Annotated in this window: 20 protein-coding genes; 14 read left to right on the forward strand and 6 right to left on the reverse strand. The window is 58.4% G+C overall.

The genetic code is table 11. The features are described 5' to 3' along the window. Positions 1-144: 144 nt before the first annotated feature. Genes IC37_RS20985 through IC37_RS20995 form a run of 3 tightly spaced genes read right to left on the reverse strand, consistent with a single transcriptional unit; the run spans position 145 to position 5,274 of the window. Complete coding sequence (locus IC37_RS20985; protein ID WP_081729276.1) at positions 145-3,186, reverse strand: glycosyltransferase; 3,042 nt, start codon at positions 3,184-3,186, stop codon at positions 145-147. Beyond that, on the reverse strand, positions 3,183-4,463 hold the full coding sequence (locus tag IC37_RS20990; RefSeq protein ID WP_033864842.1) for an ABC transporter ATP-binding protein: 1,281 nt from the start codon (positions 4,461-4,463) through the stop codon (positions 3,183-3,185). Before IC37_RS20990 ends, IC37_RS20985 begins: the two co-directional genes overlap by 4 nt. Then, entirely contained in the window at positions 4,453-5,274 is an 822-nt protein-coding gene (locus IC37_RS20995) for an ABC transporter permease (RefSeq protein WP_030128722.1), read from the reverse strand. The genes IC37_RS20990 and IC37_RS20995 overlap by 11 nt, the downstream gene beginning before the upstream one ends. 655 nt (positions 5,275-5,929) lie before the next feature. On the opposite strand from IC37_RS20995, the gene IC37_RS21000 reads away from it, so the two are divergent. The 6 genes from IC37_RS21000 (at position 5,930) to IC37_RS21025 (ending at position 11,973) form a co-directional block, all read left to right on the forward strand. Then, positions 5,930-7,924 carry a nucleoside-diphosphate sugar epimerase/dehydratase gene (locus tag IC37_RS21000; protein ID WP_030128721.1) on the forward strand — a complete coding sequence of 665 codons (1,995 nt, stop codon included), beginning with the start codon at positions 5,930-5,932 and terminating at the stop codon, positions 7,922-7,924. 112 nt (positions 7,925-8,036) lie between these two features. After that, positions 8,037-8,372, forward strand: a complete 336-nt coding sequence (locus IC37_RS21005; RefSeq protein WP_030128720.1) for a helix-hairpin-helix domain-containing protein — start codon at positions 8,037-8,039, stop codon at positions 8,370-8,372. Positions 8,373-8,579: 207 nt separating this feature from the next. Next, entirely contained in the window at positions 8,580-9,374 is a 795-nt protein-coding gene (locus IC37_RS21010) for an SDR family oxidoreductase (RefSeq protein ID WP_030128719.1), read from the forward strand. Between the two features lie 32 nt (positions 9,375-9,406). Continuing rightward, positions 9,407-10,681 carry a beta-ketoacyl-ACP synthase II gene (gene fabF / locus IC37_RS21015; protein ID WP_030128718.1) on the forward strand — a complete coding sequence of 425 codons (1,275 nt, stop codon included), beginning with the start codon at positions 9,407-9,409 and terminating at the stop codon, positions 10,679-10,681. A gap of 70 nt (positions 10,682-10,751) precedes the next feature. After that, positions 10,752-11,105, forward strand: coding sequence for a GntR family transcriptional regulator (locus IC37_RS21020; protein WP_030128717.1), 354 nt, complete (start codon positions 10,752-10,754; stop codon positions 11,103-11,105). A 16-nt stretch (positions 11,106-11,121) separates the two neighbouring features. Next, positions 11,122-11,973, forward strand: coding sequence for a DUF1989 domain-containing protein (locus tag IC37_RS21025; protein ID WP_030128716.1), 852 nt, complete (start codon positions 11,122-11,124; stop codon positions 11,971-11,973). A 166-nt stretch (positions 11,974-12,139) separates the two neighbouring features. On the opposite strand, the gene IC37_RS21030 is transcribed toward IC37_RS21025, so the two are convergent. Together IC37_RS21030 and eat are read right to left on the reverse strand one after the other, a co-directional pair. Then, positions 12,140-12,307: a DUF2897 family protein gene (locus tag IC37_RS21030; protein ID WP_008006000.1), complete on the reverse strand. Its 168-nt coding sequence runs from the start codon at positions 12,305-12,307 to the stop codon at positions 12,140-12,142. 145 nt (positions 12,308-12,452) lie between these two features. Beyond that, positions 12,453-13,817: an ethanolamine permease gene (eat, locus tag IC37_RS21035; RefSeq protein ID WP_030128715.1), complete on the reverse strand. Its 1,365-nt coding sequence runs from the start codon at positions 13,815-13,817 to the stop codon at positions 12,453-12,455. 404 nt (positions 13,818-14,221) lie between these two features. Between eat and kdpF the strand changes: the two genes are divergently transcribed. The 6 genes from kdpF to IC37_RS21065 all read left to right on the forward strand — a co-directional run bounded on the left by kdpF (position 14,222) and on the right by IC37_RS21065 (position 22,383). Then, positions 14,222-14,311 (forward strand): K(+)-transporting ATPase subunit F, encoded by a 90-nt coding sequence (gene kdpF / locus IC37_RS21040; protein WP_007899818.1) that lies wholly within the window; start codon positions 14,222-14,224, stop codon positions 14,309-14,311. Positions 14,312-14,319: 8 nt separating this feature from the next. Then, positions 14,320-16,014: a potassium-transporting ATPase subunit KdpA gene (gene kdpA, locus IC37_RS21045; RefSeq protein ID WP_030128714.1), complete on the forward strand. Its 1,695-nt coding sequence runs from the start codon at positions 14,320-14,322 to the stop codon at positions 16,012-16,014. 12 nt (positions 16,015-16,026) lie between these two features. After that, on the forward strand, positions 16,027-18,084 hold the full coding sequence (kdpB, locus tag IC37_RS21050) for a potassium-transporting ATPase subunit KdpB (protein ID WP_030128713.1): 2,058 nt from the start codon (positions 16,027-16,029) through the stop codon (positions 18,082-18,084). A 213-nt stretch (positions 18,085-18,297) separates the two neighbouring features. After that, the gene (gene kdpC / locus IC37_RS21055) at positions 18,298-18,843 is read left to right on the forward strand and encodes a potassium-transporting ATPase subunit KdpC (RefSeq protein WP_030128712.1); all 546 of its coding nucleotides are present in this window, start codon (positions 18,298-18,300) and stop codon (positions 18,841-18,843) included. A gap of 141 nt (positions 18,844-18,984) precedes the next feature. After that, the gene (locus IC37_RS21060; protein WP_030128711.1) at positions 18,985-21,636 is read left to right on the forward strand and encodes a sensor histidine kinase KdpD; all 2,652 of its coding nucleotides are present in this window, start codon (positions 18,985-18,987) and stop codon (positions 21,634-21,636) included. Positions 21,637-21,684: 48 nt separating this feature from the next. Continuing rightward, positions 21,685-22,383: a response regulator gene (locus tag IC37_RS21065; protein ID WP_030128710.1), complete on the forward strand. Its 699-nt coding sequence runs from the start codon at positions 21,685-21,687 to the stop codon at positions 22,381-22,383. Positions 22,384-22,513: 130 nt separating this feature from the next. Here the strand turns inward: IC37_RS21065 and IC37_RS21070 are convergent, their stop codons facing one another. Continuing rightward, on the reverse strand, positions 22,514-23,563 hold the full coding sequence (locus tag IC37_RS21070) for a patatin-like phospholipase family protein (protein WP_030128709.1): 1,050 nt from the start codon (positions 23,561-23,563) through the stop codon (positions 22,514-22,516). A 233-nt stretch (positions 23,564-23,796) separates the two neighbouring features. Between IC37_RS21070 and IC37_RS21075 the strand changes: the two genes are divergently transcribed. Continuing rightward, entirely contained in the window at positions 23,797-24,075 is a 279-nt protein-coding gene (locus tag IC37_RS21075; protein WP_008071677.1) for a hypothetical protein, read from the forward strand. Between the two features lie 93 nt (positions 24,076-24,168). Then, a complete protein-coding gene (locus IC37_RS21080) occupies positions 24,169-24,927 on the forward strand; it encodes a CHAD domain-containing protein (RefSeq protein ID WP_030128708.1) in 759 nt (252 codons plus the stop codon). Positions 24,928-25,073: the final 146 nt, after the last annotated feature.

The following is a 25,073-nucleotide window of genomic DNA, read 5'->3' on the forward strand; positions in this document are numbered from 1 at the left end:
AAAATTTAGCGTGGTGACAAGGCCTACGTGCGGCGCAGGAACCAACGGGTCAGCACGAAAGTAAGGGGGATGGTCACAATGATGACGATACCGCCCAGATCAGCCAGTCCGCCCCGAGAGACGAAAGCACAGTAATTGACTCACTCATTTCTCAACATTCTTGTAGGTATGAGGTGTCCAGGTGCCCCATTTTGCTTCGTACGTGGCTTTGTTTTGCTCGAAGAGGGCCTGGCGGTCAGCGCTTCTGAGTTTATTGAACGACGCCGACAGGTGGTGGTGAATGAACACGTCTTCGGCACAGGCAATGCTCAGGCCGAGTTGCTCGACCCTTCTGCAGTAATCATCGTCTTCGAAAAAGCCTCGGCCAAAAGCTTCATCCAGTGGGCCGACAGTTTCATAGATCTCGCGGGAAAACATCACACAGAAAAACGCTGCGGTATGAATGTTCTGCACTTTCCCGATATGGCTGTGGGTGTATTTGGCTGACTCCAGAAGCATCTCTTCCATGTTCTGGTAGCTGATCTGGATCTTGGCTTCGTTACCAATGTTGTTAGTCACCGGGCCGATAATACCGATATTCTTGTTCCGCTGAAGATGACGGTACAGCGTGCGGATCCAGCCAGGAGTGACGTAGGTATCGTTATTGAGCAGCACCAGATACTCGCCCGTTGCCTTGGCAAGGCCGAGGTTGTTGCCGGCAGCAAATCCAGTGTTGTCATCGTTCAGAATGATTTCGCGGTTCGGGGCCTGGGTGACCCATTCTCTCAACAGATCCGGCGTACCATCGGCAGACGCATTGTCGACGACGATGATTTCCAGGTTTTCATGGTTGGAGTGCTCGTCCAGGCTGGCGAGGCAAGCCTTGGTGAGTTCAATGTTGTTATACGTTACTACGATGACACTGACGCGAGGCACTGTGCGGTCCAGTTCGATCCGCTTGATCATTTGTTCTGCGCGATGACCCCAAGTCTGGTTTCTGGCGAACTGTTGGCGTGCCTGTATACGCTCCGTCGAGTTGACAGCATTCAGCTCTTCGTTAATAGCGCTGATGAATGCATCGGTCGTCGGGGCGGCATGCACCAGATTTTCGAATTGCTTGATTTCCGGCAGGTCGACAGAAACGACAGGTTTGCCAGCGCTCAGATATTCATAAACCTTGACGGGGTTAGTTGCGAGCGTCAATGGGATTACCTGGAAAGGCAGCAGGCAAACGTCAAACGCGTGAAGGTACTTTGGCAGTTCGCTATAAGGCATTTCGCCGGTGAAGGTTACATTGCTTAGATGTGCCAGCTGCGTGCGGGCGCCCACGGTGTCGGCACCGATCATCAGAATGCAGTGCTCCGGGAAGGCCTTGGCGACGTTTTCCAGAAGTGTCAGATCGAACCATTCAGCGATAGCGCCGTAATAGCCAATTATCTTGCGATTTAGAGGATCCACATACACGTTGGCCGGTTTGAAGGCGAAGTGGTCGAACTCACCTGCGTTCCTGATCAGAACCCGGCTGTCAGTGTGTTGTGCAACGATTTCATCCAGCCAGGTAGACGTGGTAATGGTGATGTCGGCGTTACGCATCAGCGCTCGTTCGATCGACAGGACCTCTTCGGATACGTTGCCGAAACCTTCGTGGTGGTCCATGCAGTCGTAAACCAGTTCGCTGTCTGGAAGCATGGACGAGGTTTCATACCAGAATGGATGCTGGATGAGTGACACTACTTGTTTGGTGTTTGCCCAGTCCAGCACCTGGCCAATCGAGCCTTTGAGTTGCTCAGCAATATCCACGCCCGGTGCGGTGGTGTAGATCACCGGCGCGCCTTTGACATAGAGGTTGATCTGGAACAGGCGACCGTGTGCATCGAGTTGTTCGACGTTGAAGCCGCAGCGCGGGTCGTCTACCAGGTTGACCGAAATGTAGAACACCCGGCGACCGGCACCCGCCAGCGCCTGAGCCAGTTGCTGTGGTCGCTGGTGGCGGAAGTGCCAGTCAATGACACCCCAAAAAATATAGTCGGCAAGACCCTTCTGCTGCGGTGCGGGTCGCAGCTCCGGCAGATCGAACAGGCTGCCATTCAGCAGTTGTCCTTTTACCGCGGAGATAGGCGCCTCAATGGCTGCCGAATACGATCGGCGCAGGGCTTTTCTCATCGCGTCCGGTAACGGCAGTTTGTGATAAAGGGTTCGGGCCTTGTTTTTCAGCGCGCGTTTGTCGCTTTCTTTAATTCCATGGCGAGCGATACGTAGTGCCAGTCTCAGTGGTTTGGTGATTTTCCACGAATGACTATTGATCACGGTGCTGTACTGCGTTTCTACCAACTGCAGTTGTTTATTTGTGGTCAGGTTCGCTTCCTCGCTCGCAATCAGGGCTGCCTCTTTGCGGGCAAGTTCTGCCTGGTTGATCTCAAGCGCCTGTCTGGCTTCTTCCAGTTCATTTAATTGTGTTTCGACTTGCTGTTGCATGGTTGCGAGCCGGATAGCCAGTTCTTCCGAATGCGCGCTGTTTGTCTCGATGTGAATGTTTTTCAGCGAGAGTTTTGCGCTCTGCTGATTATCCAGATTCGAGTAGACGAGAAGGATTTGCTCGCCGCGCCAGTAATTGGGCTCGTCTTTCGAAGTGTCGACGATGCTGCTATGGGTCAGTGACCAACTACCGAAATGAGCGGGCACGTTGTCAAAATCGAACGAATAAAAATGCTCGTCGATCAGTTCCTGTTCTCTGAATGGAAGCAGAAGAACAATGAATTGCTTCGCTTTCGAGGAAATCTGGCTCAGCACTTCCCAAGGCGAGTTGAAATGCTCAAGCGTGTTGGACGAGAACAGTACGTCCCAGGTTTCGCTGGAGCTTTCGCTCAGAAAGTTATCGCAAAGGAACTTGCATTGCGGATAGGCGGCTGTTGCCTTTTCGATGGCCTCGGATGAAAAATCCACACCGACAAGACCTGGCAGATTCAGGCGTTTTGCCAGATTCTGAGTACCATCGCCTTGGGCGCAACCCCAGTCGCACATTGTCAGATTCTGAGTGCTGATCAAGGTGATGAGCCACGACGGAATATTGTTGGCCGCTACATCACTGAAGAAAATACTCTGTTCTCTGCCAAAATTTTCTTCCCAATCGTTGGAGAAGCGATAATCCCAGTAGGTTTTGGAGTTGACTTCACCAGGTTCAATTGCGCTATCAGTAGGTTTTTTCATGGTGTAAGTGCTCCTTTACTCACTGCATTATTTTCAATGGCAATCGAGATTCTGGGCATGAATTGCCCTGATGAATTACTGATGAAGGATGAAGAGAAATACTGTGCACCTTCCAGATATTCGTAGTAATGAATTGCCGCTGAAGTTCTATTCTCGATCGCTGCCACTAACAGATAGTCCCCCGAGCACAAATAGTTATCGACCTCGAAAATCACTTCTTGGCCGGCTCCACTATCTTGGGTAAAAGTCAGTCTTTCATTCCAGGTACTGCCAACGATCAGGTCGCTGCCCGAGAGGTTCTTGAGGGAAAACGACACCGATAGCCCTTCAGTGGACTTCAGTTGATGGGTGTGAAATCTGACTTTCACAATCATCTTCTCGTGGTCAGTGAACAAATTCTTTCGCACGCCCGCGGCGTCATAAATCCCGGCAGAATCGATGATGCCAATATGCGAGCCCCAATGGTTGATGGGCTGCTGCGCCTCTCGAGGCTGAGGTACTGTCTCGATCGAGATTGCTTCGACGCTTTTGTCGGGCGTGCGATTGAACAGGTGCTCGGTGTATTGGGCTGTCACGGGGAACACGTCACCCAGTGCGCGGACGCACCCCTTGTCCAGCCACAATGCGCGATCACATAGTGTGCGAACAGCCGCCACATCGTGGGACACAAAAAGGATGCTGACCCCGGAATCTTTCATCTGCTTGATACGGTCCAGGCATTTGGCCTGAAACCGTGCATCGCCGACGGACAGAGCTTCGTCGACCACCAGGATACTGGGCTTCGTATGCACGGCTACGGAAAATGCGAGCCGAACATACATACCCGATGAATAGGTTTTAACCGGCTGATTGATAAACTCGCCAATTTCCGCGAACTCTTCTATTGCCGCATAAGATGCATTGATTTCTTCGAGAGTGAGACCCAAAATCGCGGCATTCAGGTAGACGTTTTCTTTACCTGTGAATTCCGGGTTAAAACCGGCGCCGAGTTCCAGCAGCGCTGCGACGCGGCCGCGTACGCTGATTTCACCTGAGCTTGGGTTCAAGGTGCCGCAGAGCATTTGCAGAAGCGTGGACTTGCCGGAGCCATTGCTTCCAATAATACCGACGGTTTCGCCCGCTTTTACTTCGAACGAGGCACTTTTCAGGGCCCAGAACTCGTGAAAGTATTTGCGTTTTCCTCTGAACAGCATTTGCAAAAGTCGTTTGTGCGGTTTGTCATAGACTTCATAGCACTTGCTGAGGTTTTCAACCTTGATCGCAGACTCAGAGTACATCGGCGAACCCCTTGCGTGTTTTTTGAAACCAGGCAAAGCCACACCAGGCAACCACGGTGCCAATGATGAACATAACGATCCAGGTCTTGAGGTCTGGCAGCTCGCCGAATATCAGCACATTGCGACTTTGTTCGATGATGTAAGCCAATGGATTGATCCGAATCCAGAATTGATATTTTTCCGGCAGGGCGGTTATCGGAAAGAAGACAGCGGACATGAACAGCATGACGGTGGAAAACATTACCGTTATCTGGCTGATGTCTCGCAGGTAAACGCCCAAGGAGGCGAACAGCCAACTCATTCCCATAATGCCCAGAAAAAGCGGCAATACGACGATTGGCAGCAGCAGTGCAGTGACCGGAATACTGTGATTAATGATGAGCTGGGCGAGCAACAGTACGATCAGGCTGATGGCGGCATGGAACAGTGCCGAAGTAAAGGCAACCCACGGTAATACCTCAAGGGGGAACACTACCTTCTTGACGTAGCTGACATTGGACGTTATCAGTCCTGGGGATCTGTTAATGCATTCGGCAAACAGGCCATGAATGAAAAGCCCGACAAAGAGAATAATTGCAAAGTCGGTTTTACTTTCTGTCTCTGATACACCCCAGCGGGCTTTGAACACTACCGAAAAAACAAAGGTGTAAATAATCAACATCAATATAGGGTTGAAGAAAGACCACGACAAACCCAAAGTAGAACCGCGGTATCGGCCAAGCACTTCGCGCTTACTTAGCTGCATTATCAGGCGTTTGTTGCGCCAGAAGCTACTTATCATTTCTATAGGATGTGCTGAGTAATTTTGCATCAGTAGTTTGACTCGACTTCTTGTGCTGGTGGCCGATAAACGTTGAATCTGGACGGCGCGGGAATGTCAATTACTTGTCGGGCAAGGTTAGGAACTGCCTCCAAAGTGTTGCTTACTATGCCAATCCATGCGTTTTTTCGCCTTGATAGGGACGAGGATGCTGCTCAACGGCTTGGCCAAGCCTGTGAGCTCAACGTCTCAACCGTGTCGCGCATGGTATCGTATTGGCCCATGCTTTTTCACCCTGTAATCGCCGTTTTCAATGCCCAGTCCTCTGTTTATTGGCGCTCCGGCTTCTGCCTGTCGTCTTTGCAGCATTTGCCAAGGGTTTCGGCGAGTGTGCGGGTGCCGAAGAGAGACTGCCTCGACCTCGCGATATCCGACTATATTCTTTTTAACCGGCAGGCATCGACTGCGGCGCGAGGGGCATGGATCGCAGTTTTGTCTGGACAAGTGCTTGCGCAACGATATCGGCAGTGCCTGGTCAGACTAATGCAGGTAAGCATCGACGGGTCAGCAAATGGCAACCATTCTTGAAAACTCTTCATTGTTTCAAGCCGTGACAATCAAATTTTCCGTAGCTGTGAATTTTCAATTACGTACAATAACGCATCGGATTTTGCGAGGGGGCGTCGTCGGAAACGACTGAATATTTATGGATAATTTTAGAGTTTTTTTGCTGAGCCTGCCTCGTCGGCAAAAAAGGCTGCTTCAAGTGGCAACTGACTGCATTCTGGTGTGGATTGCGCTCTGGCTGGCCTTCATAGTTCGTCTTGGCATTGATGATATGTACAACCCGCTACGGGTTCATTTCTGGCTTTTTGTTTGTGCGCCGCTGGTTGCCATCCCGCTTTTCATACGCTTTGGCATGTATCGGGCCGTTATGCGTTACTTCGGTAACGATGCGCTCATTGCAATTATCAAAGCGGTTAGCCTGTCATCGCTGATCCTCGCGGTTGTCGTCTATTGGTACAGCAACCACCAAGCCGTCGTCCCGCGTTCCATCATCTTCAACTACTGGTGGCTAAGCCTCGTCATCATCGGCGGCCTGCGCCTGTGCATGCGCCAGTACTTCATGGGCGACTGGTTCACCGCCGCCCAGCACGTGCCGTTCACCAGCCGCGACGATGGTGTCACCAAAGTCGCAATCTACGGCGCAGGCGTGGCAGGCAATCAGTTGGTTGCTGCGTTGCGCATGGGACGGGTGATGCGCCCCGTGGCATTCATTGACGACGACTCCAGCATCGCCGATCGCTCTATCTCTGGCCTCCAGGTTTACAAACCCAAACACATTCAACAGATGATCGATGTCACCGGCGCCCAGGAAATCCTCCTGGCCCTACCGTCATCCACCCGCGCACGACGCCGGGAAATCCTCAATCTCCTGGAAGCTTATCCCCTTCACGTACGAAGCGTGCCGAACTTCACCGATCTGGCCAGCGGCCGGGTCAAGGTTGAGGACATTCAGGAAGTGGATATTGCGGACTTGCTGGGCCGCGACGCCGTGCCAGCGCAGGCCGATTTGCTTGAACGTTGTATCAAAGGCAAGACAGTGATGGTGACTGGCGCCGGCGGTTCGATCGGTTCGGAGCTGTGCCGGCAGATCTTCTTGCTTGGCCCGACCACGCTTTTGCTGTTTGAGCACAGTGAGTTCAATCTTTACAGCATCCTGTCGGAACTGGAGCAGCGCGGCTGCCGTGAGTCGGTGTCGGTCAAGTTGTTGCCCATACTCGGTTCCATCCGTCACCCGCACAAACTGCTCGATGTGATGAAGACTTGGCGCGTAGATACTGTCTATCACGCGGCTGCTTATAAACATGTGCCAATGGTCGAGCATAATATCGCTGAGGGCGTGCTCAACAATGTCATCGGCACGTTGAACACCGCTCAGGCTGCCTTGCAGTCGGGTGTGGCCAACTTCGTGCTGATCTCCACCGATAAAGCCGTACGCCCGACCAACATCATGGGCAGCACCAAGCGTCTGGCGGAGTTGACCCTTCAGGCCCTCAGTCGTGAAATCGCCCCCGTGCTGTTTGGCGACAAGGCCAATGTTTCCCGGGTCAATAAAACCCGTTTCACCATGGTGCGTTTTGGCAATGTGTTGGGATCGTCCGGTTCGGTGATTCCGTTGTTCCATAGCCAGATCAAGTCCGGTGGTCCGCTGACGGTCACGCACCCGAAAATCACCCGTTATTTCATGACTATCCCTGAAGCCGCGCAACTGGTGATCCAGGCCGGTTCCATGGGGCAGGGCGGTGATGTGTTCGTGCTGGACATGGGGGAACCGGTGAAGATCATCGAACTGGCGGAGAAGATGATTCATCTGTCCGGTTTGAGCATCCGCTCGGAAAAGAACCTGCACGGTGACATTTCCATTGAGTTCACGGGCCTGCGTCCGGGCGAGAAGCTCTACGAAGAGTTGCTGATCGGGGATAACGTTGCTGCGACGCCGCATCCGATGATCATGACCGCCAATGAAGACCACCTGCCCTGGGACGTGCTCAAGGGCCGTTTGACCGAGCTGTTGTTGGCTGTCGAGCAGGATGATTACTCCCGCGTGCGCCAGCTCCTGCGTGAAACGGTCAGCGGCTACACCCCTGATGGGGAAATTGTCGACTGGATCCACCAGCAACGTCGTCTCGAGCCCTGATTGTTTCACATCCTGTAACGGACACATTTTTGACAGCTCCATCACATCGCCTAAGTTTAGGAGGCAGCTTCGGAAAAGCTGCTTTCTCAATCGATGTCATGGAGCTTCATTTATGCGTACTGGCTATTTCTACTCTCTGGTTTTTGCCCTGCTCACCAGCGCTTCTATTGCGGCCATTGCTGCACCGACAGCGGCGCCGCAGGCTGCCAAGGCACCCTTGATGCTGGATGCTGCCGCCAAGGCTCAAACTGCCAAGGTCGATCTCAATGGGGCTGATGCGCCGACTCTGCAGCGCGAGTTGTCCGGGATTGGTGAGGCCAAGGCCAAGGCGATTGTTGCGTATCGTGAGAGTAATGGGCCATTTTCGTCTGTCGACGAATTGTTGGAAGTGAAAGGGATCGGCAAAGCCATTCTGGACAAGAATCGCGAGAAACTGGAAGTGAACTAAGCTTGTAAGTCCATGCCAATAGGCCGGTCATTGACCGGCCTTTTTGCTTATTGCCGCAGAGGGTGATGTGACGCCTTTCATCGGAGGGTGAAAAATTACGGCTATCATATGGCGCTTAAATTATGCCTATAATAAATTCATCATTTGCTGAAGTGCTCTGACATTCAGGCGCTTTGCCTTCCTCAAGCATCCCCATGGAGCATTGTCATGAATTCTGTCCAGACCCAAGGTACGGCCCTCGTCACCGGTGCTTCTTCCGGCATTGGTGCGGTTTACGCGGAGCGGTTGGCGGCGCGTGGTTTTGATTTGTTGCTGGTGGCCCGTGATCTGGAACGGCTGGAGGCCGCCGCGAGCAAGTTGCGCGCCGCGCATGGTGTTCAGGTGGAAGTGCTGAAGGCGGATCTGACGCTAAAGGATGATGTGCTGAAACTCGAGCAGCGTCTGCGCAGCGATTCGAGTATCAGTCTGTTGCTGAACAACGCCGGTGTCGCGGCGGACGGTTTGCTCGCCAATGCGAATATGGATCAGCTGGAGCGATTGATTCAACTGAACGTCACCACAGTGACGCGGTTGGCCTCGGCGGAGGCGGCCGGTTTTTCCAAGGCGGGTCGCGGGACGATCATTAACATCGCCTCCGTGGTGGCGTTGTTTCCGGAGCGGTTCAATGCGACGTACAGCGCAAGCAAAGCTTACGTGTTGAGCCTGACTCAGTCGTTGAACGCGGAGCTTGCGGGCACCGGCGTCCAGGTTCAAGCGGTGTTGCCGGGCGTAACACGCACCGAGATTTTGGAGCGCTCCGGTATCGATGCGTCCCAGATTCCGGCGGACATGATCATGGAGGCGGGGGAGATGGTTGACGCGGCATTGTCGGGTCTGGATCAGGGTGAGTTGATCACCATTCCTTCGTTGCCGAATGCCTCCGAGTGGGAGGCCTTTATGGCGGCGCGTCATGCGATGGCGCCGAATCTGTCCAGAAGCACGGCCGCCACGCGTTACAAGTGAGGCGCCATGAATCGGCTTGAGGTATTTGCGCTATGAGTAATCGTCGAGTGGTAGTCACGGGCATGGGCCTGGTGTCGCCGTTGGGTAGCGGCGTCGAAACGGTTTGGGCGCGTCTGTTGGCCGGGCGCTCCGGGTTGCGGGCGTTGCCGGACGATGTGATTGCCGACCTATCGACCAAGGTCGGTGGCGCGGTGCAGTCCCTGGCGGAAGATCCCGAGGCGGGTTTTGATCCGGATCGGGCGACGCCGCCCAAAGAGCAGAAGAAGATGGATCGTTTCATTATGTTTGCCATGGAGGCAGCGCGTCAGGCACTGGAGCAGGCCGGTTGGCAACCGCAGGACGCCAACGCCCAGGAACGCACTGCCACCATTATCGGCTCGGGCGTGGGTGGTTTCGGCGCGATTGCCGATGCGGTGCGCACCACCGACAGCCGTGGCCCGCGACGTTTGTCGCCGTTCACCATTCCTTCGTTTCTGGTCAACCTCGCCGCGGGCCATGTGTCAATCGAGCATGGTTTCAAGGGCCCTTTGGGGGCTCCGGTAACGGCGTGTGCGGCCGGGGTTCAGGCGATTGGTGACGCGGCGCGGCTGATTCGATGTGGCGAGGCGGACATTGCCGTGTGTGGCGGGGCGGAGGCGGCGATCGATCGTGTCAGTCTCGCCGGGTTCGCGGCGGCTCGAGCCTTGTCCAGCGGTTACAACGACACGCCGGAGCGCTCTTCGCGACCGTTCGACAGTGGTCGCGATGGCTTTGTGATGGGCGAGGGTTCGGGCCTTCTGGTGATCGAATCCCTGGAACATGCCCTGGCGCGCGGTGCTCAGCCGCTGGCGGAGCTGGTCGGTTATGGCACCAGTGCTGATGCCTATCACCTGACTGCGGGGCCTGAAGATGGCAGCGGTGCACGTCGGGCGATGTCGCTGGCGTTGGCCCAAGCGGGCATTTCGCCAGCGCAGGTGCAGCATCTCAACGCTCACGCCACTTCTACCCCGGTTGGGGATTTGGGGGAATTGGCGGCCATCAAGTCGTTGTTCGGCTCGGACAACAACATAGCCGTGACAGCGACCAAGTCCGCGACCGGGCATTTGCTCGGCGCTGCTGGCGGGATCGAGGCGATCTTCACCCTATTGGCACTCCGCGATCAGGTGGTGCCGGCCACGCTTAACTTCGATAATCCGGATCCGGCTACCCAAGGCGTGGACATCGTTCACGGTCAGGCACGGCCAATGACGATTGAGTACGCGATGTCCAACGGCTTCGGGTTTGGCGGCGTGAACGCTAGCGTGTTGTTCAAACGCTGGGAAGGCTAGTTCGCCGGGATGGCACGAATAGTGATTACTCATTCGCTGACGATTGTTGAACAATCACGAGGCATTGAGTATGAGCAGCGGACTGTCCCTGGCCGACCACATCACATTGGAGTTACGCGCTGACATCATCGGCGGTCGTTTGCTGCCCGGTATGGCGCTGGTGGAAAACGATCTGGTGTCGGCCTACAACGCCTCGCGAAACACAATTCGCGAGGCGTTGCACCGCTCGTCGCAACTGCGTCTGGTGTTTTGCACCGCTCCCGATGAGTCACGTTTTCAGGCGCCCTGGCTGGCGCGTGACCGGCAGATACATGACTTGCTGGCCGACGGCGACAAACGCGCGGCCGGGGACGCCATGAGCCTTTATCTCGACGACTCCGAACACCTCCTGTTGCAGATGCTTGCCCCTTCTTCCCATCACTGATCGAGGATTTTGTGCCATGTACAAAGACTATCCGGCGGCCTATCAAGTCAGCAAAGGCTCGGCCTTGCAGGTGGACACAGCTTTTTACGAACAGATCCGTGACCAGAAGACCGGGCGTACGCTGATCGAGCAGTTCGAAGTGCCGATCCGCACCGGCCGCGCCTGGAATGTGCCGGCCGGGCATGTGTTCAGGGTCACGACCCCGGTCGGCCCGCAAGTCGGGGATTTCAATGTCTGGAATGCTCACGACCCGCGCGAACGCTTGTGGGCTGCGCGAACCCGACAGTTGCAAGGGGCGCATGTCAGCACCCATGACAGGCTCTGGTCGAACCTGCCTTTCTTACGACCGCTGGTGACCATCACCGATGATAGCCTGGCCGGGTACGGCATCGACGAACATGGCGGGCGTTTGCACGATTTGCTGGGGACGCGCTGCGATCCGTATGTGAACAAAATGCTCACCGGTGAGGATTTCCATCATCACTGCCACTCGAATTTGACTCGCGCCGTGTTACCGCATGGTCTGACCGAGTTCGACGTGCATGATGTGCTGAACATTTTCCAGTGCACCGGCCTGAATCATGACGACATGTACTTCATGAAAGCTTGTCCGGCGCAGAAGGGCGATTACCTGGAGTTCTTTGCCGAGATTGATTTGCTGTGCGCGTTGTCGACGTGCCCGGGTGGGGATTTGTCACTGGCCATGTGGGGGCCGGATGCGCAGGATCCGCTGAGTGTGTGTCGCCCGCTGGGGGTGGAGATTTATCGGTTGGAGGAGTCGTTGCTTGAGGGCTGGAGCCAGCCAGAACGTGCTGCGTACAAAGGGCTGCATGGCTTGCACATTGCCAAGGCCGATTGGGAAAAGTAGAAACGGTTTTGTGGCGAGGGGGCTTGTCGGAACGCCGCATCGCCCCGTTCGGCTGCGAAGCAGTCGTTAAAACTCACAACCGTTGCGTGACAGACGCAATGAGGTTGGATGTTTTAGGGCCGCTTCGCGCCCCAGCGGGAGCAAGCTCCCTCGCCACAATTGTGTGCTAGCGGTCCTGCGCATCCTTGGCATCCGCTTCTGCATTGCGTTCGGCGACGCGTTTGCGTTGCTCTTCGGTCAGTTCGACCTTGTTGGCAGTGTCGCGCAGCATCATCAAACCGCCAACGATCGAGCCGATGGCAACGATCAGAATCAACCAGGCATACCAGGGCATAGGGCTCTCCTTGAGGGCAGGCCGATTGGCGGGTTTCGCCGACCGATCGTGCATACCACTTTGAGCGATTAATTTTCGCAGTGGTTCCATTCTATGCCTGATATGCCGTAGACGCCGTACATCCTTGCAGGCGCGGTGTGTGAAGTTAGAGCCCGGTCAACATCGCATCCGCCGGCGCATCGGCACGCAATTGTGCCGTCAGCATGAAGTACACGAAACCCACTGCCATGAAGCCGAGGAAGATCAACCCGATCAAGGTGTTGAACCAGGCCATCGCCACCAGGCAAACCACCGCCAGCACCAGTGCAATGAATGGCACCAATGGATAGCAAGGCGCGCGGAAAGTGCGTTCCAGGTTCGGTTCGGTTTTGCGCAGTTTGAACAGGCTGAGCATGCTCATGATGTACATCACGATCGCGCCGAATACCGCCATGGTGATCATCGCTGCCGTCAGCGTCATGCCGCCGAGGTTGATCAAACCGTCGCTGTAGATCGCCGCGATGCCGATCACGCCACCGGCGATGATCGCCCGGTGCGGGGTCTGGAAGCGCGACAGTTTGGCCAGGGATGCCGGCAGGTAACCGGCCCGGGCGAGGGCGAAGAACTGCCGCGAGTAGCCGAGGATGATCCCGTGAAAACTCGCCACCAGACCGAACAGGCCAATCCACACCAGCATATGCAACCAGCCGGAGCTTTCGCCGACCACGGCTTTCATGGCTTGCGGCAGCGGACCGTTGATGTTCGACAGGGTGCGCCAGTCGCCGACGCCGCCGGCAAAGAACATCACGCCCATGGCCAGCAGCACCAGGGTCAGGATGCCGCTGATGTAGGCCTTGGGAATCGTGCGTTTCGGGTCCTTGGCTTCTTCGGCAGCCATGGCTGCACCTTCGATGGCCAGGAAGAACCAGATGGCAAATGGAATGGCCGCGAACATCCCGGCAATCGCTGGCGCACCGAACACATCAGAACCGGCCCAGCCGTTGAGGGCGAAGTTACTGAAGCTGAACGCCGGGGCGACCACGCCCATGAACACCAGCAATTCGGCGACCGCCAATACGCAGACCACCAGTTCGAAGGTCGCGGCGAGTTTTACGCCGAGGATGTTCAGGCCCATAAACACGATGTAGGCACCGACCGCGGCGTGTTTCGGATCGAGGGCCGGAAACTGCACGTTCAGGTAGGCACCAATAGCCAACGCAATCGCCGGTGGGGCGAAGACGAATTCGATCAGCGTCGCCAGCCCGGCAATCAATCCACCTTTTTCACCAAAGGCGCGGCGGCTGTAGGCAAAGGGGCCGCCGGCATGGGGAATCGCCGTGGTCAGTTCGGTGAAACTGAAGATGAAGCAGGTGTACATGGTGGCGACCATAAAAGAGGTCACCAGAAAACCCAGTGTCCCGGCAACGCCCCAGCCATAACTCCAGCCGAAGTACTCACCGGAAATCACCAGCCCGACCGCGATACCCCACAGGTGCAGCGTGCCCAGCGTGGGTTTGAGTTGTGTGTTCATGCGTTGCTCCCCGAACGGTTTGGAATGCTCGGGGGAGGGCGTGTGCAGTGCGCGTGCCATTTTGCAGGTGAGCGTCGTAAAGCGCTGAAAGCTGTCGTATCGGGGATGTTCGCGGCGGGATGGGGGCTTTTTGTGCGCCAGTTGGGGGCGTTGGTGTCTGTTCTGCCGTCTTCGCGAGCAAGCCCGCTCCCACATTTGGAATACGTTTGCCCGCACAACGTCGATCCCTGTGGGAGCGGGCTTGCTCGCGAAGAGGCCCGCCCGAACACCGCTGTAACCGCAGCATAAGACCACTCTTTACGCATTCTTTATTCCCGGCCCCACCCCTCGATCTCGCGCCTTTACAGCCTCCCTGCCGACAATCCCTCCACACGCGGCAATACGCCGTAACAGGGAGAATTTCCATGAGCGTTCTGGACGGGGTGTCACTGCTATTGGCAGTGGGGCTGTTCATTTATCTGTTGGTTGCGCTGTTGCGCGCGGACCGGAACTAGGAGCGGCTATGCACAGTTATGACTATTGGCTGATCCTCGCCTTCTTCGCCGTGGTGCTGATCCCGGCACCGTTTCTGGGGCGCTTCTACTACAAGGTGATGGAAGGGCAGCGTACCTGGCTTTCGCCGATTCTCGGGCCGGTGGAGCGTGGTTGCTATCGAGTGGCCGGCGTTGATCCGCAGGTCGAACAGAGCTGGCAGAAATACACCCTGGCCTTGCTCGCCTTTAACCTCGCGGGTTTTTTGCTGCTGTTTGCGATCCTGCTGTTTCAGGATTACTTGCCGCTGAATCCGCAAAACCTGCCAGGTCAGGAATGGACGCAAGCGTTCAACACCGCCGTCAGCTTCATGACCAATACCAACTGGCAGTCCTACAGCGGCGAAGCGACCCTCAGCTACCTGAGTCAGATGGTCGGCCTCACCGTGCAGAACTTCGTCAGCGCCGCCACCGGCCTCGCTGTGTTGGTTGCGCTGTGTCGCGGCATCGGTCGAAAATCCACCAAAACCCTGGGCAACTTCTGGGTCGACATGACCCGCGCCACCCTCTACGGCCTGTTGCCGTTGTGCCTGCTGCTGGCGCTGTTTCTGGTCTGGCAGGGCGTGCCTCAAACCTTCGCTCATTACGTGAATGCCGTGACGATGCAAGGCGTCGATCAGGTGATCCCGCTCGGCCCGGCCGCCAGCCAGATTGCGATCAAGCAACTGGGCACCAACGGCGGTGGCTTCTTCGGCGTCAACTCGGCGCATCCGTTCGAAAACCCGACGGCCTGGAGCAACCTGTTCGAAGTCTCCTCGATCATTCTGATTCCGGTGGCGCTGGTGTTCACCTTCGGCCATTACGTGAAAGACCTGCGTCAGAGCCGCGCGATCATCGCCTGCATGCTGGCGCTGTTTTTGATCGGTGGCGCGACGTCACTGTGGGCTGAATACCAACCCAATCCGACCCTGGCCAACGTCGCCGTTGAACAGACCGCGCCGCTGGAAGGCAAGGAAGCACGTTTTGGTACCACCGCTACGGTGCTGTGGTCGGTGACCACCACCGCGGCGTCGAACGGTTCGGTCAATGGCATGCACGACAGCCTCAACCCGCTGAGCGGCATGGTCGCGATGATCAACATGATGGTCGGCGAAGTGATCTTCGGCGGCGTCGGAGCCGGGCTCTACGGCATGTTGCTCAACGTGCTGATCGCAGTGTTCCTCGCCGGGCTGATGATTGGCCGTACTCCGGAATACCTCGGCAAGAAACTGCAAGCCCGGGAAGTTCAGTTGCTGGTGGTGACTTTGCTGGTGATGCCAGTCGGCGTGCTGGTGCTCGGCGCGATCGCCGCCAGTCTGCCAGGCCCGGTCGCGGCGGTGAGTAACCCCGGTGCTCACGGTTTCAGTCAGTTGCTTTATGCCTACACCTCCGCCAGTGCCAACAACGGTTCGGCGTTTGCTGGATTTGGGGCGAACACAGCGTTCCACAACCTGATGTTGGGGCTGGGCATGTTGATCGGGCGCTTCGGTTACATCCTCCCGGTGCTGGCGTTGGCTGGCAGCCTGGCGATGAAGAAAACCGCACCGATTGGCCAGAACAGTTTCCCGACTCACGGCCCGCTGTTCGTGACGCTATTGACCGTGACCATTTTGCTGGTGGGTGGTTTGACCTTCTTGCCGACCTTGGCGTTGGGCCCGATTGCTGAACACCTGAGCCTGGGCTTCTAAGGGGAATCCATGATGAATATGCCCGCAACTAAAGCCGCCGTCGTCAAGGCGCCGGAACAACCGAAAACCGCGATCTCGGCCCTCTGGCGCCCGGCGCTGGTGCAAGCGTTCGTCAAGCTCGACCCACGGCAATTGCAACGTGCACCGGTGATGCTGGTAGTAGAGCTGACCGCGATTCTGACCACTGTGCTGTGCTTCATTCCCGACAACGCCGTGCCGACTTTTGTCGCCGCGCAAATCGCGTTGTGGCTGTGGTTCACCGTGCTGTTTGCCAACTTCGCCGAAGCACTGGCCGAAGGTCGCGGCAAGGCTCGCGCCGACAGCCTCAAGGCCGGCAGCGAAGGCTTGAGTGCCCGGCGAAAAAACGCCAATGGCAGTTTTCAAGTGGTGCCGGCCACCAGCCTGCGCAAGGATGATGTGGTGCGCGTCGAAGCGGGGGAGATGATTCCCGGTGACGGCGAGGTGATCGAAGGCATCGCGGCGGTCAACGAAGCAGCGATTACCGGTGAATCGGCGCCCGTGATTCGTGAGTCCGGTGGCGACCGCTCGGCTGTCACCGGCAACACTCGACTGGTGTCCGACTGGCTGCTGGTGCGCATCACCGCCAACCCCGGCGAGTCGACCCTTGACCGCATGATCGCGCTGGTCGAAGGCGCCAAACGCCAGAAAACCCCGAACGAAGTGGCGTTGGATATCCTGCTGATCGGCCTGACCCTGATCTTCCTGTTGGTGGTGGTGACCCTGCAACCGTTCGCCCACTTCGCCAACGGCAGCCTGCCGCTGGTGTTTCTGGTGGCGTTATTGGTCACGTTGATTCCGACCACCATCGGCGGTTTGTTGTCGGCCATCGGTATCGCCGGGATGGATCGTCTGGTGCGCCTGAACGTGATCGCCAAATCCGGACGCGCCGTGGAAGCGGCGGGGGACGTTCACGTCCTGCTGCTGGACAAAACCGGCACCATCACCTTCGGCAACCGTCGCTGCTCCGCGGTCTATGCCGCGCCTGGCGTCACCGCCAAAGAGCTGGCCGAAGGCGCGTTGTTCGCCTCTCTTGCGGATGACACCGCTGAAGGCAAATCCATCGTCGAGTACTTGCGCGCTCTTCACCCGCAACCCGAGCCGTCCGCCGAGGTACTGACCGCCGTGCCGTTCAGCGCTGAAACCCGCCTGTCTGGTGTCGACTATCAGGGCCGGGTCTATCGCAAAGGCGCGGTGGATTCGCTGCTGACCTTCGTCGGCCTGAAACGCGCCGATCTGGCAGCGCCTCTGTCGCGGGAAATCGACAAGATCGCTCAGAGTGGCGGCACGCCTTTGCTGGTGTGCGCCGACGGCAAATTGCTCGGCGTCATCCACCTCAAGGACGTGGTCAAGCCTGGCATCCGCGAGCGTTTCGCCGAACTGCGCAAACTGGGGATTCGCACGGTCATGGTCACCGGCGACAACCCGCTGACCGCTGCGGCGATTGCTGCCGAAGCCGGCGTGGATGACGTGCTGGCCGAAGCCACGCCGGAGAAAAAACTGGCGCGCATTCGTCACGAGCAGAACGACGGTCGGCTGGTTGCCATGTGCGGCGACGGCGCCAACGACGCCCCGGCCCTGGCTCAGGCGGACGTCGGCATGGCGATGAACGACGGCACACAAGCGGCGCGGGAAGCGGCGAACATGGTCGATCTCGACAGCGACCCGACCAAGCTGCTGGACGTGGTGCAGATCGGCAAGGAATTGCTGGTGACCCGCGGAGCGCTGACGACCTTTTCCATCGCCAACGACGTGGCCAAGTACTTCGCGATCCTGCCGGCGCTGTTCGCCTCGATCTACCCGCAACTGGGTGCGCTCAACGTCATGCACTTGAGCAGTCCCCAGAGCGCGATTCTGTCGGCGATTGTGTTCAACGCCCTGATCATTGTGGTGCTGATTCCGCTGGCGCTACGCGGTGTGCGGGTGCAGGCGGTGAGTGCGGCGGCGTTGCTGCGGCGCAATCTGCTGATCTATGGGCTGGGCGGGATTCTGGTGCCGTTCGTGGGGATCAAGGCGATCGACATGTTGTTGACGGCGTTGCATCTGGTTTGACGGTTGCTGCTTGAGGCAGGGGCTTTTGTGGCGAGGGAGCTTGCTCCCGCTGGGCTGCGAAGCAGCCCCACCTCAGGCCACCGTGTTTATTCAGGTACACCGCATTCACCAGGTTTACGACTGCTGCGCAGCCGAGCGGGAGCAAGCTCCCTCGCCACAGGTGATGTGTGTGCCTTCCGAGTGATGAATATTCTTCGAATCGAGGATTGTGAAATGTCCACACTGATACGTCCGGCCCTGAGCCTGCTGATGCTGATGACCCTGATCACCGGCGTCGCCTACCCATTGGTGGTCACCGGCGTGGCCCAAGTCGCCTTCCCGGACCAGGCCAACGGCAGCCTGGTGCGAGATGCCGACGGCAAGGTCCGTGGCTCTTCGCTGATCGCCCAGGATTTCGTCGGCGATGCTTGGTTCCACCCACGGCCATCGGCCGGTGCCTTTGCCACCGTGTCGAGCAGCGCCAGTAACCTTTCTCCCAGCAATCCGGCGCTGGCCACTCGGGTTATCGACGAGGCCAATAAACTGCTGATACCCGGCCAGGGTCCGGTGCCGTTGGCCTTGCTGACCACCTCCGGCAGCGGCCTCGATCCGCACTTGCCACCGGCCGCGATTGCCTATCAACTGGCGCGTGTCGCGGCGGCGCGCAATCTGCCGGTGTCTACGCTTGAGCAACTGCTGGGTGCGCATATCGAGCAGCCGTTGGTTGGGCCGCCGGTGGTGAATGTGTTGGCGCTGAATATGGCGCTGGAAAAACTGTAGATCGGTGGTGGCGCCATTCGCGAGCAAGCCCGCTCCCACATTAGATCTGTGAACGCTGAAGATCCCTTGTGGGAGCGGGCTTGCTCGCGAAGGCGGCTGAACAATCACCACTTCAACATCTGAAAAAAGAGATCCCCAAGCATGAGCAACTCCGGCCGCGCCGACGCGCTGTTAGCAGACCTGCCCCGCGATGGCCGTGGCCGGCTCAAGGTATTCCTTGGCGCAGCCCCGGGGGTGGGCAAGACCTACGCCATGCTGCAAGCCGCCCACACTCAACTGCGCCAGGGCGTGAAAGTCATGGCCGGGGTGGTCGAGACCCACGGTCGCGCCGAAACCGAAGCGCTACTGGCTGGCTTGCCGCAGCAGCCATTGGTGCGCTCGGAATATCGCGGCGTGATGCTCGAAGAATTGGACCTCGACGGCCTGCTTGCCGCGAAACCGAAACTGGTATTGGTGGACGAACTGGCCCACAGCAATGCCCCCGGCAGTCGTCACGCCAAACGCTGGCAAGACATCCAGGAATTGCTGGCCGCCGGCATCGACGTGTTCACCACGGTCAACGTCCAGCATCTGGAAAGTCTCAACGATCAGGTGCGCGGCATCACCGGCGTACAGGTGCGCGAAACCCTGCCGGACTGGGTGTTGCAAGAAGCCTACGAACTGCTGCTGATCGACCTGCCGCCGCGCGAGTTGCTGGAGCGTCTGCGCGACGGCAAAGTCTACGTGCCGGAGCAGGCACGGGCGGCCATCGATGCGTTCTTCACCCAGACCAACCTCACGGCCCTGCGTGAACTGGCGATGCAAACCGCAGCCGCTCAGGTCGATAACGATCTGGCCCAGGGTTATCGCCAGTTGGGGCAGGCCGCACCGGCCGTGCGCGGTCGTTTGTTGGTGGGCGTCGATGGCGATGCTCAGGCCGAGCGTCTGGTGCGCCACGCCAGTCGAGTGGCCCAGCGACGGCATTTGCCGTGGAGCCTGGTGCATGTGGACAACGGCCGTGTGCGCGACGAGCAATCGCGCCTGCGCCTGCAAAGCGCTCAGCAACTGGCCGAACGCCTCGGTGGTGAAGTGGTGTTGCTGCGCGCCGGTGAGGTGGCGAAGACGTTGATCCAGCACGCCGCTGAACGACGCGCCAGCCTGGTGCTGGTGGGCCAGTCGCGCCAGCGTTTGCGTCGACGGTTGTTCGGCGGCGGTCTGGCGTCTCGCTTACTGCGCGATGCTCGCGGGCTGGAAATCAACGTGCTCGACAGCGATCACGAACAGCATCAACCGCGCCAACGCTCGGCGCAGTCGCTGGTCTGGTTCGACTACGCGTTGGCGCTGGTGGCGACGGTGCTCGCTAGTGCCTTGGCCTGGGCGGTGTCGAGCGTTTTGCCGCTGCCCAACATCTCGCTGGTGTTCCTCGCAGCGGTGTTGCTGGTGGCGGTGCGCAGCAGCCTCGGCCCTGCATTGGCCTGCGCGGTGCTGTCGTTTCTGACCTATGACTTTTTGTTCATTCCGCCGAATTTCTCCTTCAGAATCCAGCGCGAAGAAGACGTGTTGACCTTGCTGTTCTTTCTGCTGATGGCGGCCCTCACCGGCAACCTTGCGGCGCGGCAAAGGCGGCAATTGCAGGCCTTGCGCGACACCCAGGAAGAGACCAGCGAACTGCTCGACCTGTCGCGCAAACTCACCGCCGCCACCGACCGTCAGGCCGTGGTCAGCGCTGCGGCGCAACACCTCAACGGCTGGACCGACCTGAAACTGTGCCTGCTCAATCGCGATGGTCAGAGCGGCTGGAAAGTTGAAACCGGCGGGCCGCTGGAGTTCTCGGAAGCCGAGCGCGCCGCCGCCGACTGGGCCTGGCAACACGACCAACCGGCCGGCGCAGGCACCGGCACCTTGCCGTTCGGGCGCTGGTGGTGGTGGCCGTTGTCGGTGGACGATGGACCGTTGGCTCTGCTCGGCGTGTGTGCCAAAGAAGGTCAGACCCTGAGCGGCCAGCGTCGGCGCTTGCTGACCGCGCTGAGCCAACCGCTGGCCCAAGCATTGGCCCGCGCGCAACTGGCCGATGACCTTGAAGCGGCGCGCTTGCATGGTGAAACCGAGCAACTGCGCAGCGCACTGCTGGCCTCGGTGTCCCACGATTTACGCACGCCGCTGACCTCCATGCGCGGCAGCATCGACAGCCTGTTGGCGCTTGGCGAGGCGATTCCCCTGGAGGACCGTCGCGAACTGCTCGAAGGCACCCGCGATGAAGCCGAACGGCTGGATCGCTACATCCAAAACCTGCTGGACATGACTCGTCTCGGTCACGGCGCCCTGAAGTTGGCGCGGGATTGGGTGTCGCCGGGAGACATCGTCGGCAGTTCGCTCAATCGTCTGCGCGCGGTGCTGGCGTCGCTGCAGGTCATTACCGAAGTGCCGGCCGAATTGCCGCTGCTCTTTGTGCATGCCGCGTTGATCGAACAAGCACTGGTCAATGTGCTGGAAAACGCCGCGCGTTTCTCACCACCTCGCGGGCGTCTTGAATTGCGTGCCGGGACCACTGACAGCGAGCTGTTTTTTTCGGTGAGCGATGAAGGGCCGGGGATTCCGGAGGAGGAGCGGGCGAAGATTTTCGACATGTTCTACACCGCCGCTCGCGGCGATCGCGGCGGGCAGGGCACCGGGTTGGGGCTGGCGATCTGTCAGGGCATGGTCGGTGCCCATGGCGGGCGGATCAGCGTCGCCGATGGCATCGAAGGACGCGGCACCTGCATCACGCTGCATTTGCCGTTGCAGACTCAACCGGGATTGGACAGTGAAGCCTGATCTCGTCTGCGCTACTCTCTTGCCACTTCTTTGTGTTGATGTGAATTCATGAGCCAGACCGCGACCATTTTGGTCATCGATGATGAACCGCAGATCCGCAAATTCCTGCGCATCAGCCTCGCCTCCCAAGGCTACAAAGTGCTGGAGGCCGGCACCGGCACGGAAGGCCTGGCCGAGGCCGCATTGAACAAACCCGACCTGCTGGTGCTCGACCTCGGCCTGCCGGACATGGACGGTCAGCAGGTGCTGCGCGAGTTTCGCGAGTGGTCGACGGTGCCGGTACTGGTGCTCTCGGTGCGCGCCAGCGAAGGGCAGAAAGTCCAAGCCCTGGATGGCGGTGCCAACGACTACGTGACCAAGCCGTTCGGCATCCAGGAATTTCTGGCCCGAGTGCGCGCGTTGCTACGTCAGGCGCCGACCGGTGAAGCTCAGGAAGCGGCGCTCAGTTTCGGTCCGCTCACCGTGGACCTGGCTTATCGCCGGGTGCTATTGGACGGCGCCGAAGTGGCGCTGACGCGCAAGGAATATGCGGTACTGGCGCAACTGGCGCGGCATCCGGGGCGGGTCATCACCCAGCAGCAATTGCTCAAGGATATTTGGGGGCCGACTCACACCGAGGACAGCCACTATCTGCGGATAGTGGTCGGGCACCTTCGGCAGAAACTGGCGGATGATCCGACTCAGCCACGGTTCATCGTCACCGAGGCGGGGGTGGGGTATCGGTTGTTGAGTGAGGGTAGTCTTTAGTCCTGTATTGATTGATCTGACGCTTTCGCGAGCAAGCCCGCTCCCACATTAGCTCGGTGATGAGCACAAACTGTGTGAACACTGAAGATCCACTGTGGGAGCGGGCTTGCTCGCGAAGGCGCCGGATCAGTCACCGCCAATCTTCATTTCGCTCATTCTCATACCGATCCAGCGTATCCCGCGCAATCTCGCGCCCCAATGCGATCAACTCCGGCGCCTTGTAGAACTCGAAAAACCGGCAGACCCGCTTGGGCACGTTGATCAAGATATCCGGCGGATACCCTGCAATCTTGTACTGCGCCAATGACGTCTGCATCACCTCGAAACTCTGGTTGATCAGGTCCAGCAAGGACGCCGGCCCGACGTTGTCGATGATGAACGACCCGGTGGCGGACTTCGGTGCGCCGTTGCTTTCCGGGGCCGCCGCCGGTTGCTGGCCTTCAGGCTTGGCGGATTCGATCCAGGGATTGATCTCCCCAGCTTCTGCCATCAATGCTTCCTTTTCCAGCAGCAGCAATTGTTCGGCCTGTTTGCGGCGGAAGGGCAATTTCGAGCCCAGCGAGTTGATCAGACTGTCGAAGCGGGTCTTGAACGCGGCCGGGCGCTGGATCACCGGCAGTTGATAGTGACCCTGGTTGGTGGAGTTGAGGTTGACCGCGATGATCAGGTCGCAATGGCTCGACACCACCGGCACGATCGGCAACGGGTTGAGAATACCGCCGTCCACCAGCATTCGATTGCCTTGCATCACCGGCGTGAACAGGCTGGGGATCGCTGCGGAGGCGCGCATGGCCTGGTGCAGGCAGCCTTCCTGGAACCAGATTTCCTGCTGGTTGGTCAGGTCCGTGGCGACGGCCGTGTAGGGGATGCGCAGGTCTTCGATGTTGATTTCGCCGACGATCTTGCGGATCTGCCCGAAGACTTTTTCCCCGCGAATTGCGCCCAGGCGAAAGCTGACGTCCACCAGACGCAAGACGTCGAGGTAATCCAGGCTCTCGATCCAGTCGCGATAATCGTCGAGTTTACCGGCGGCATAGATCCCGCCGACCACCGCGCCCATGGAGCAACCAGCGATGCAGGCGATGTCGTAGCCGCGCCGTTCGATCTCTTCAATGACGCCGATATGGGCGTAGCCCCGGGCGCCACCCGAGCCCAACACCAGTGCGACACGCTTTTTCATGAATCGACCTCTCTGACAAGGTTCAACAATGCACCTATCGAGGGGCAAGCTTCAATCGCTATGGTCGCTCGGCGAGGCCAGTGCGTCGTTTTTTGACACTCTGGGAGGGCGAATGGGTATTCTCGCGGGCGCTGTAATTTTCACGGCGGGTTTCCAATGCGGGCCCAAGGCACTTTTCACGTGCCAGACCGTCTTACGTGCATGCATGTTTACCTATCTTTGAGGTGTGAGTGATGAAAGTCTGGATCTGTGTGCCATTGATTGCCCTGGCACTCGCCGGTTGTGCCGGTAAAACCGCTTACCGTGACAGCTGCGGTAGCCAGCTCGACGCCGCCTGGCGTGAACTGGACCTGGCCAAGGTCGAGGGCTTCGCCGGGACCGTCAGCTACTCCAAGGCGCTGTCGTTGCTGACCGGTGCCAAGACCCAGCAGCAATTCGAAGCATACGAAGGTTGTACCAAAAAGGCCGAGAAGGCGCGCTTCTACATTCGTGAGTCCCGCGCGGGCCGATAGAAGCAGCTACAGTCTATAAGCAGCAGGCGACCAGTGCGTCGTGCCGGCTTCAGGCTTACTGCTTGAAGCCTGCCGTTGTTTACGGAGAAAACCATGATCGATCGGTTGGTGGCTGGTGTTCTGAGCCTGGACATTCGCCTGCTCGCCTGTCAGGCACGCTTGAGTGCCCGCACCGACTCTGAAGCGCTGCACGATCTACGCACCACCGTGCGCCGTTTGCGTAGCTTGCTGCGGCCCTTGCGCGGTTTGCCCGGGGTCGAGCAACTGGAAGCGGCGGCATCCCGGGTCGGTGACTTGACCACGCCGTTGCGCGATCGCGAAGTGCTGGCGGCGTACTTGCTCCAGCATGGTCAACCCGAGGCCGCGCAGCGGCGTATGGCGCAGATGGCCGAGGCTTATCCCATCGTGGCGGCGAGCCCGGAGGTGGCGCAGATGTTGATGATCCTCGACGCCTTTCCGCGTTTCCTGCGGGCTTCCCAGCGTCAGGGCTTGCTCAAGGGCTTGCGCAAGCGCATCGAAAAACGTCTGGGTAAACAATGGAAGAAACTCGACAAGGCTCTGCATGACCCGACCCATGACCGCCATCGTTTGCGCCTGCTGATCAAGAGAGTGCGCTATGGCATCGAAGCCTATCCCGAACTGGACCGTTTGCCGGAAGCGGCGCTGCCCAGACTGAAAGCGGCCCAGTCCGCTCTGGGTGATTGGCACGACAGCTGGCAGTGGCTGGACCGCGCCAAGGAAGAGCCCGATTTGCAGCCCTGTGTCGCGGTCTGGAAAACCACCTTGGCCAAGGCTGAAGAGAACGCCGACCGCGTCCTCGACAAACTCAGCGCCGCCTGCTTTAAATCCTGAAACCACCAAAGATCAACTGTGGGAGCGGGCTTGCTCGCGAAAGCGGTCTGACATTCAACGCAAATGTTGAATGTCAGACCGCTTTCGCGAGCAAGCTGAACTGGTCCAGTAATTTTGGACATTATTTTCGGTTCTCACGCGGCCAT

Origin of the sequence: Pseudomonas sp. QTF5, assembly GCF_000512695.2 — a bacterium.
GTDB lineage: Bacteria > Pseudomonadota > Gammaproteobacteria > Pseudomonadales > Pseudomonadaceae > Aquipseudomonas.

Coding starts and splice junctions, on each gene's coding strand:
- IC37_RS20985 (WP_081729276.1), bottom strand. CDS start 3,186: ATGAAAAAACCTACTGATAGCGCAATTGAACCTGGTGAAGTCAACTCC.
- IC37_RS20990 (WP_033864842.1), bottom strand. CDS start 4,463: ATGTACTCTGAGTCTGCGATCAAGGTTGAAAACCTCAGCAAGTGCTAT.
- IC37_RS20995 (WP_030128722.1), bottom strand. CDS start 5,274: ATGCAAAATTACTCAGCACATCCTATAGAAATGATAAGTAGCTTCTGG.
- IC37_RS21000 (WP_030128721.1), top strand. CDS start 5,930: ATGGATAATTTTAGAGTTTTTTTGCTGAGCCTGCCTCGTCGGCAAAAA.
- IC37_RS21005 (WP_030128720.1), top strand. CDS start 8,037: ATGCGTACTGGCTATTTCTACTCTCTGGTTTTTGCCCTGCTCACCAGC.
- IC37_RS21010 (WP_030128719.1), top strand. CDS start 8,580: ATGAATTCTGTCCAGACCCAAGGTACGGCCCTCGTCACCGGTGCTTCT.
- fabF (WP_030128718.1), top strand. CDS start 9,407: ATGAGTAATCGTCGAGTGGTAGTCACGGGCATGGGCCTGGTGTCGCCG.
- IC37_RS21020 (WP_030128717.1), top strand. CDS start 10,752: ATGAGCAGCGGACTGTCCCTGGCCGACCACATCACATTGGAGTTACGC.
- IC37_RS21025 (WP_030128716.1), top strand. CDS start 11,122: ATGTACAAAGACTATCCGGCGGCCTATCAAGTCAGCAAAGGCTCGGCC.
- IC37_RS21030 (WP_008006000.1), bottom strand. CDS start 12,307: ATGCCCTGGTATGCCTGGTTGATTCTGATCGTTGCCATCGGCTCGATC.
- eat (WP_030128715.1), bottom strand. CDS start 13,817: ATGAACACACAACTCAAACCCACGCTGGGCACGCTGCACCTGTGGGGT.
- kdpF (WP_007899818.1), top strand. CDS start 14,222: ATGAGCGTTCTGGACGGGGTGTCACTGCTATTGGCAGTGGGGCTGTTC.
- kdpA (WP_030128714.1), top strand. CDS start 14,320: ATGCACAGTTATGACTATTGGCTGATCCTCGCCTTCTTCGCCGTGGTG.
- kdpB (WP_030128713.1), top strand. CDS start 16,027: ATGAATATGCCCGCAACTAAAGCCGCCGTCGTCAAGGCGCCGGAACAA.
- kdpC (WP_030128712.1), top strand. CDS start 18,298: ATGTCCACACTGATACGTCCGGCCCTGAGCCTGCTGATGCTGATGACC.
- IC37_RS21060 (WP_030128711.1), top strand. CDS start 18,985: ATGAGCAACTCCGGCCGCGCCGACGCGCTGTTAGCAGACCTGCCCCGC.
- IC37_RS21065 (WP_030128710.1), top strand. CDS start 21,685: ATGAGCCAGACCGCGACCATTTTGGTCATCGATGATGAACCGCAGATC.
- IC37_RS21070 (WP_030128709.1), bottom strand. CDS start 23,563: ATGAAAAAGCGTGTCGCACTGGTGTTGGGCTCGGGTGGCGCCCGGGGC.
- IC37_RS21075 (WP_008071677.1), top strand. CDS start 23,797: ATGAAAGTCTGGATCTGTGTGCCATTGATTGCCCTGGCACTCGCCGGT.
- IC37_RS21080 (WP_030128708.1), top strand. CDS start 24,169: ATGATCGATCGGTTGGTGGCTGGTGTTCTGAGCCTGGACATTCGCCTG.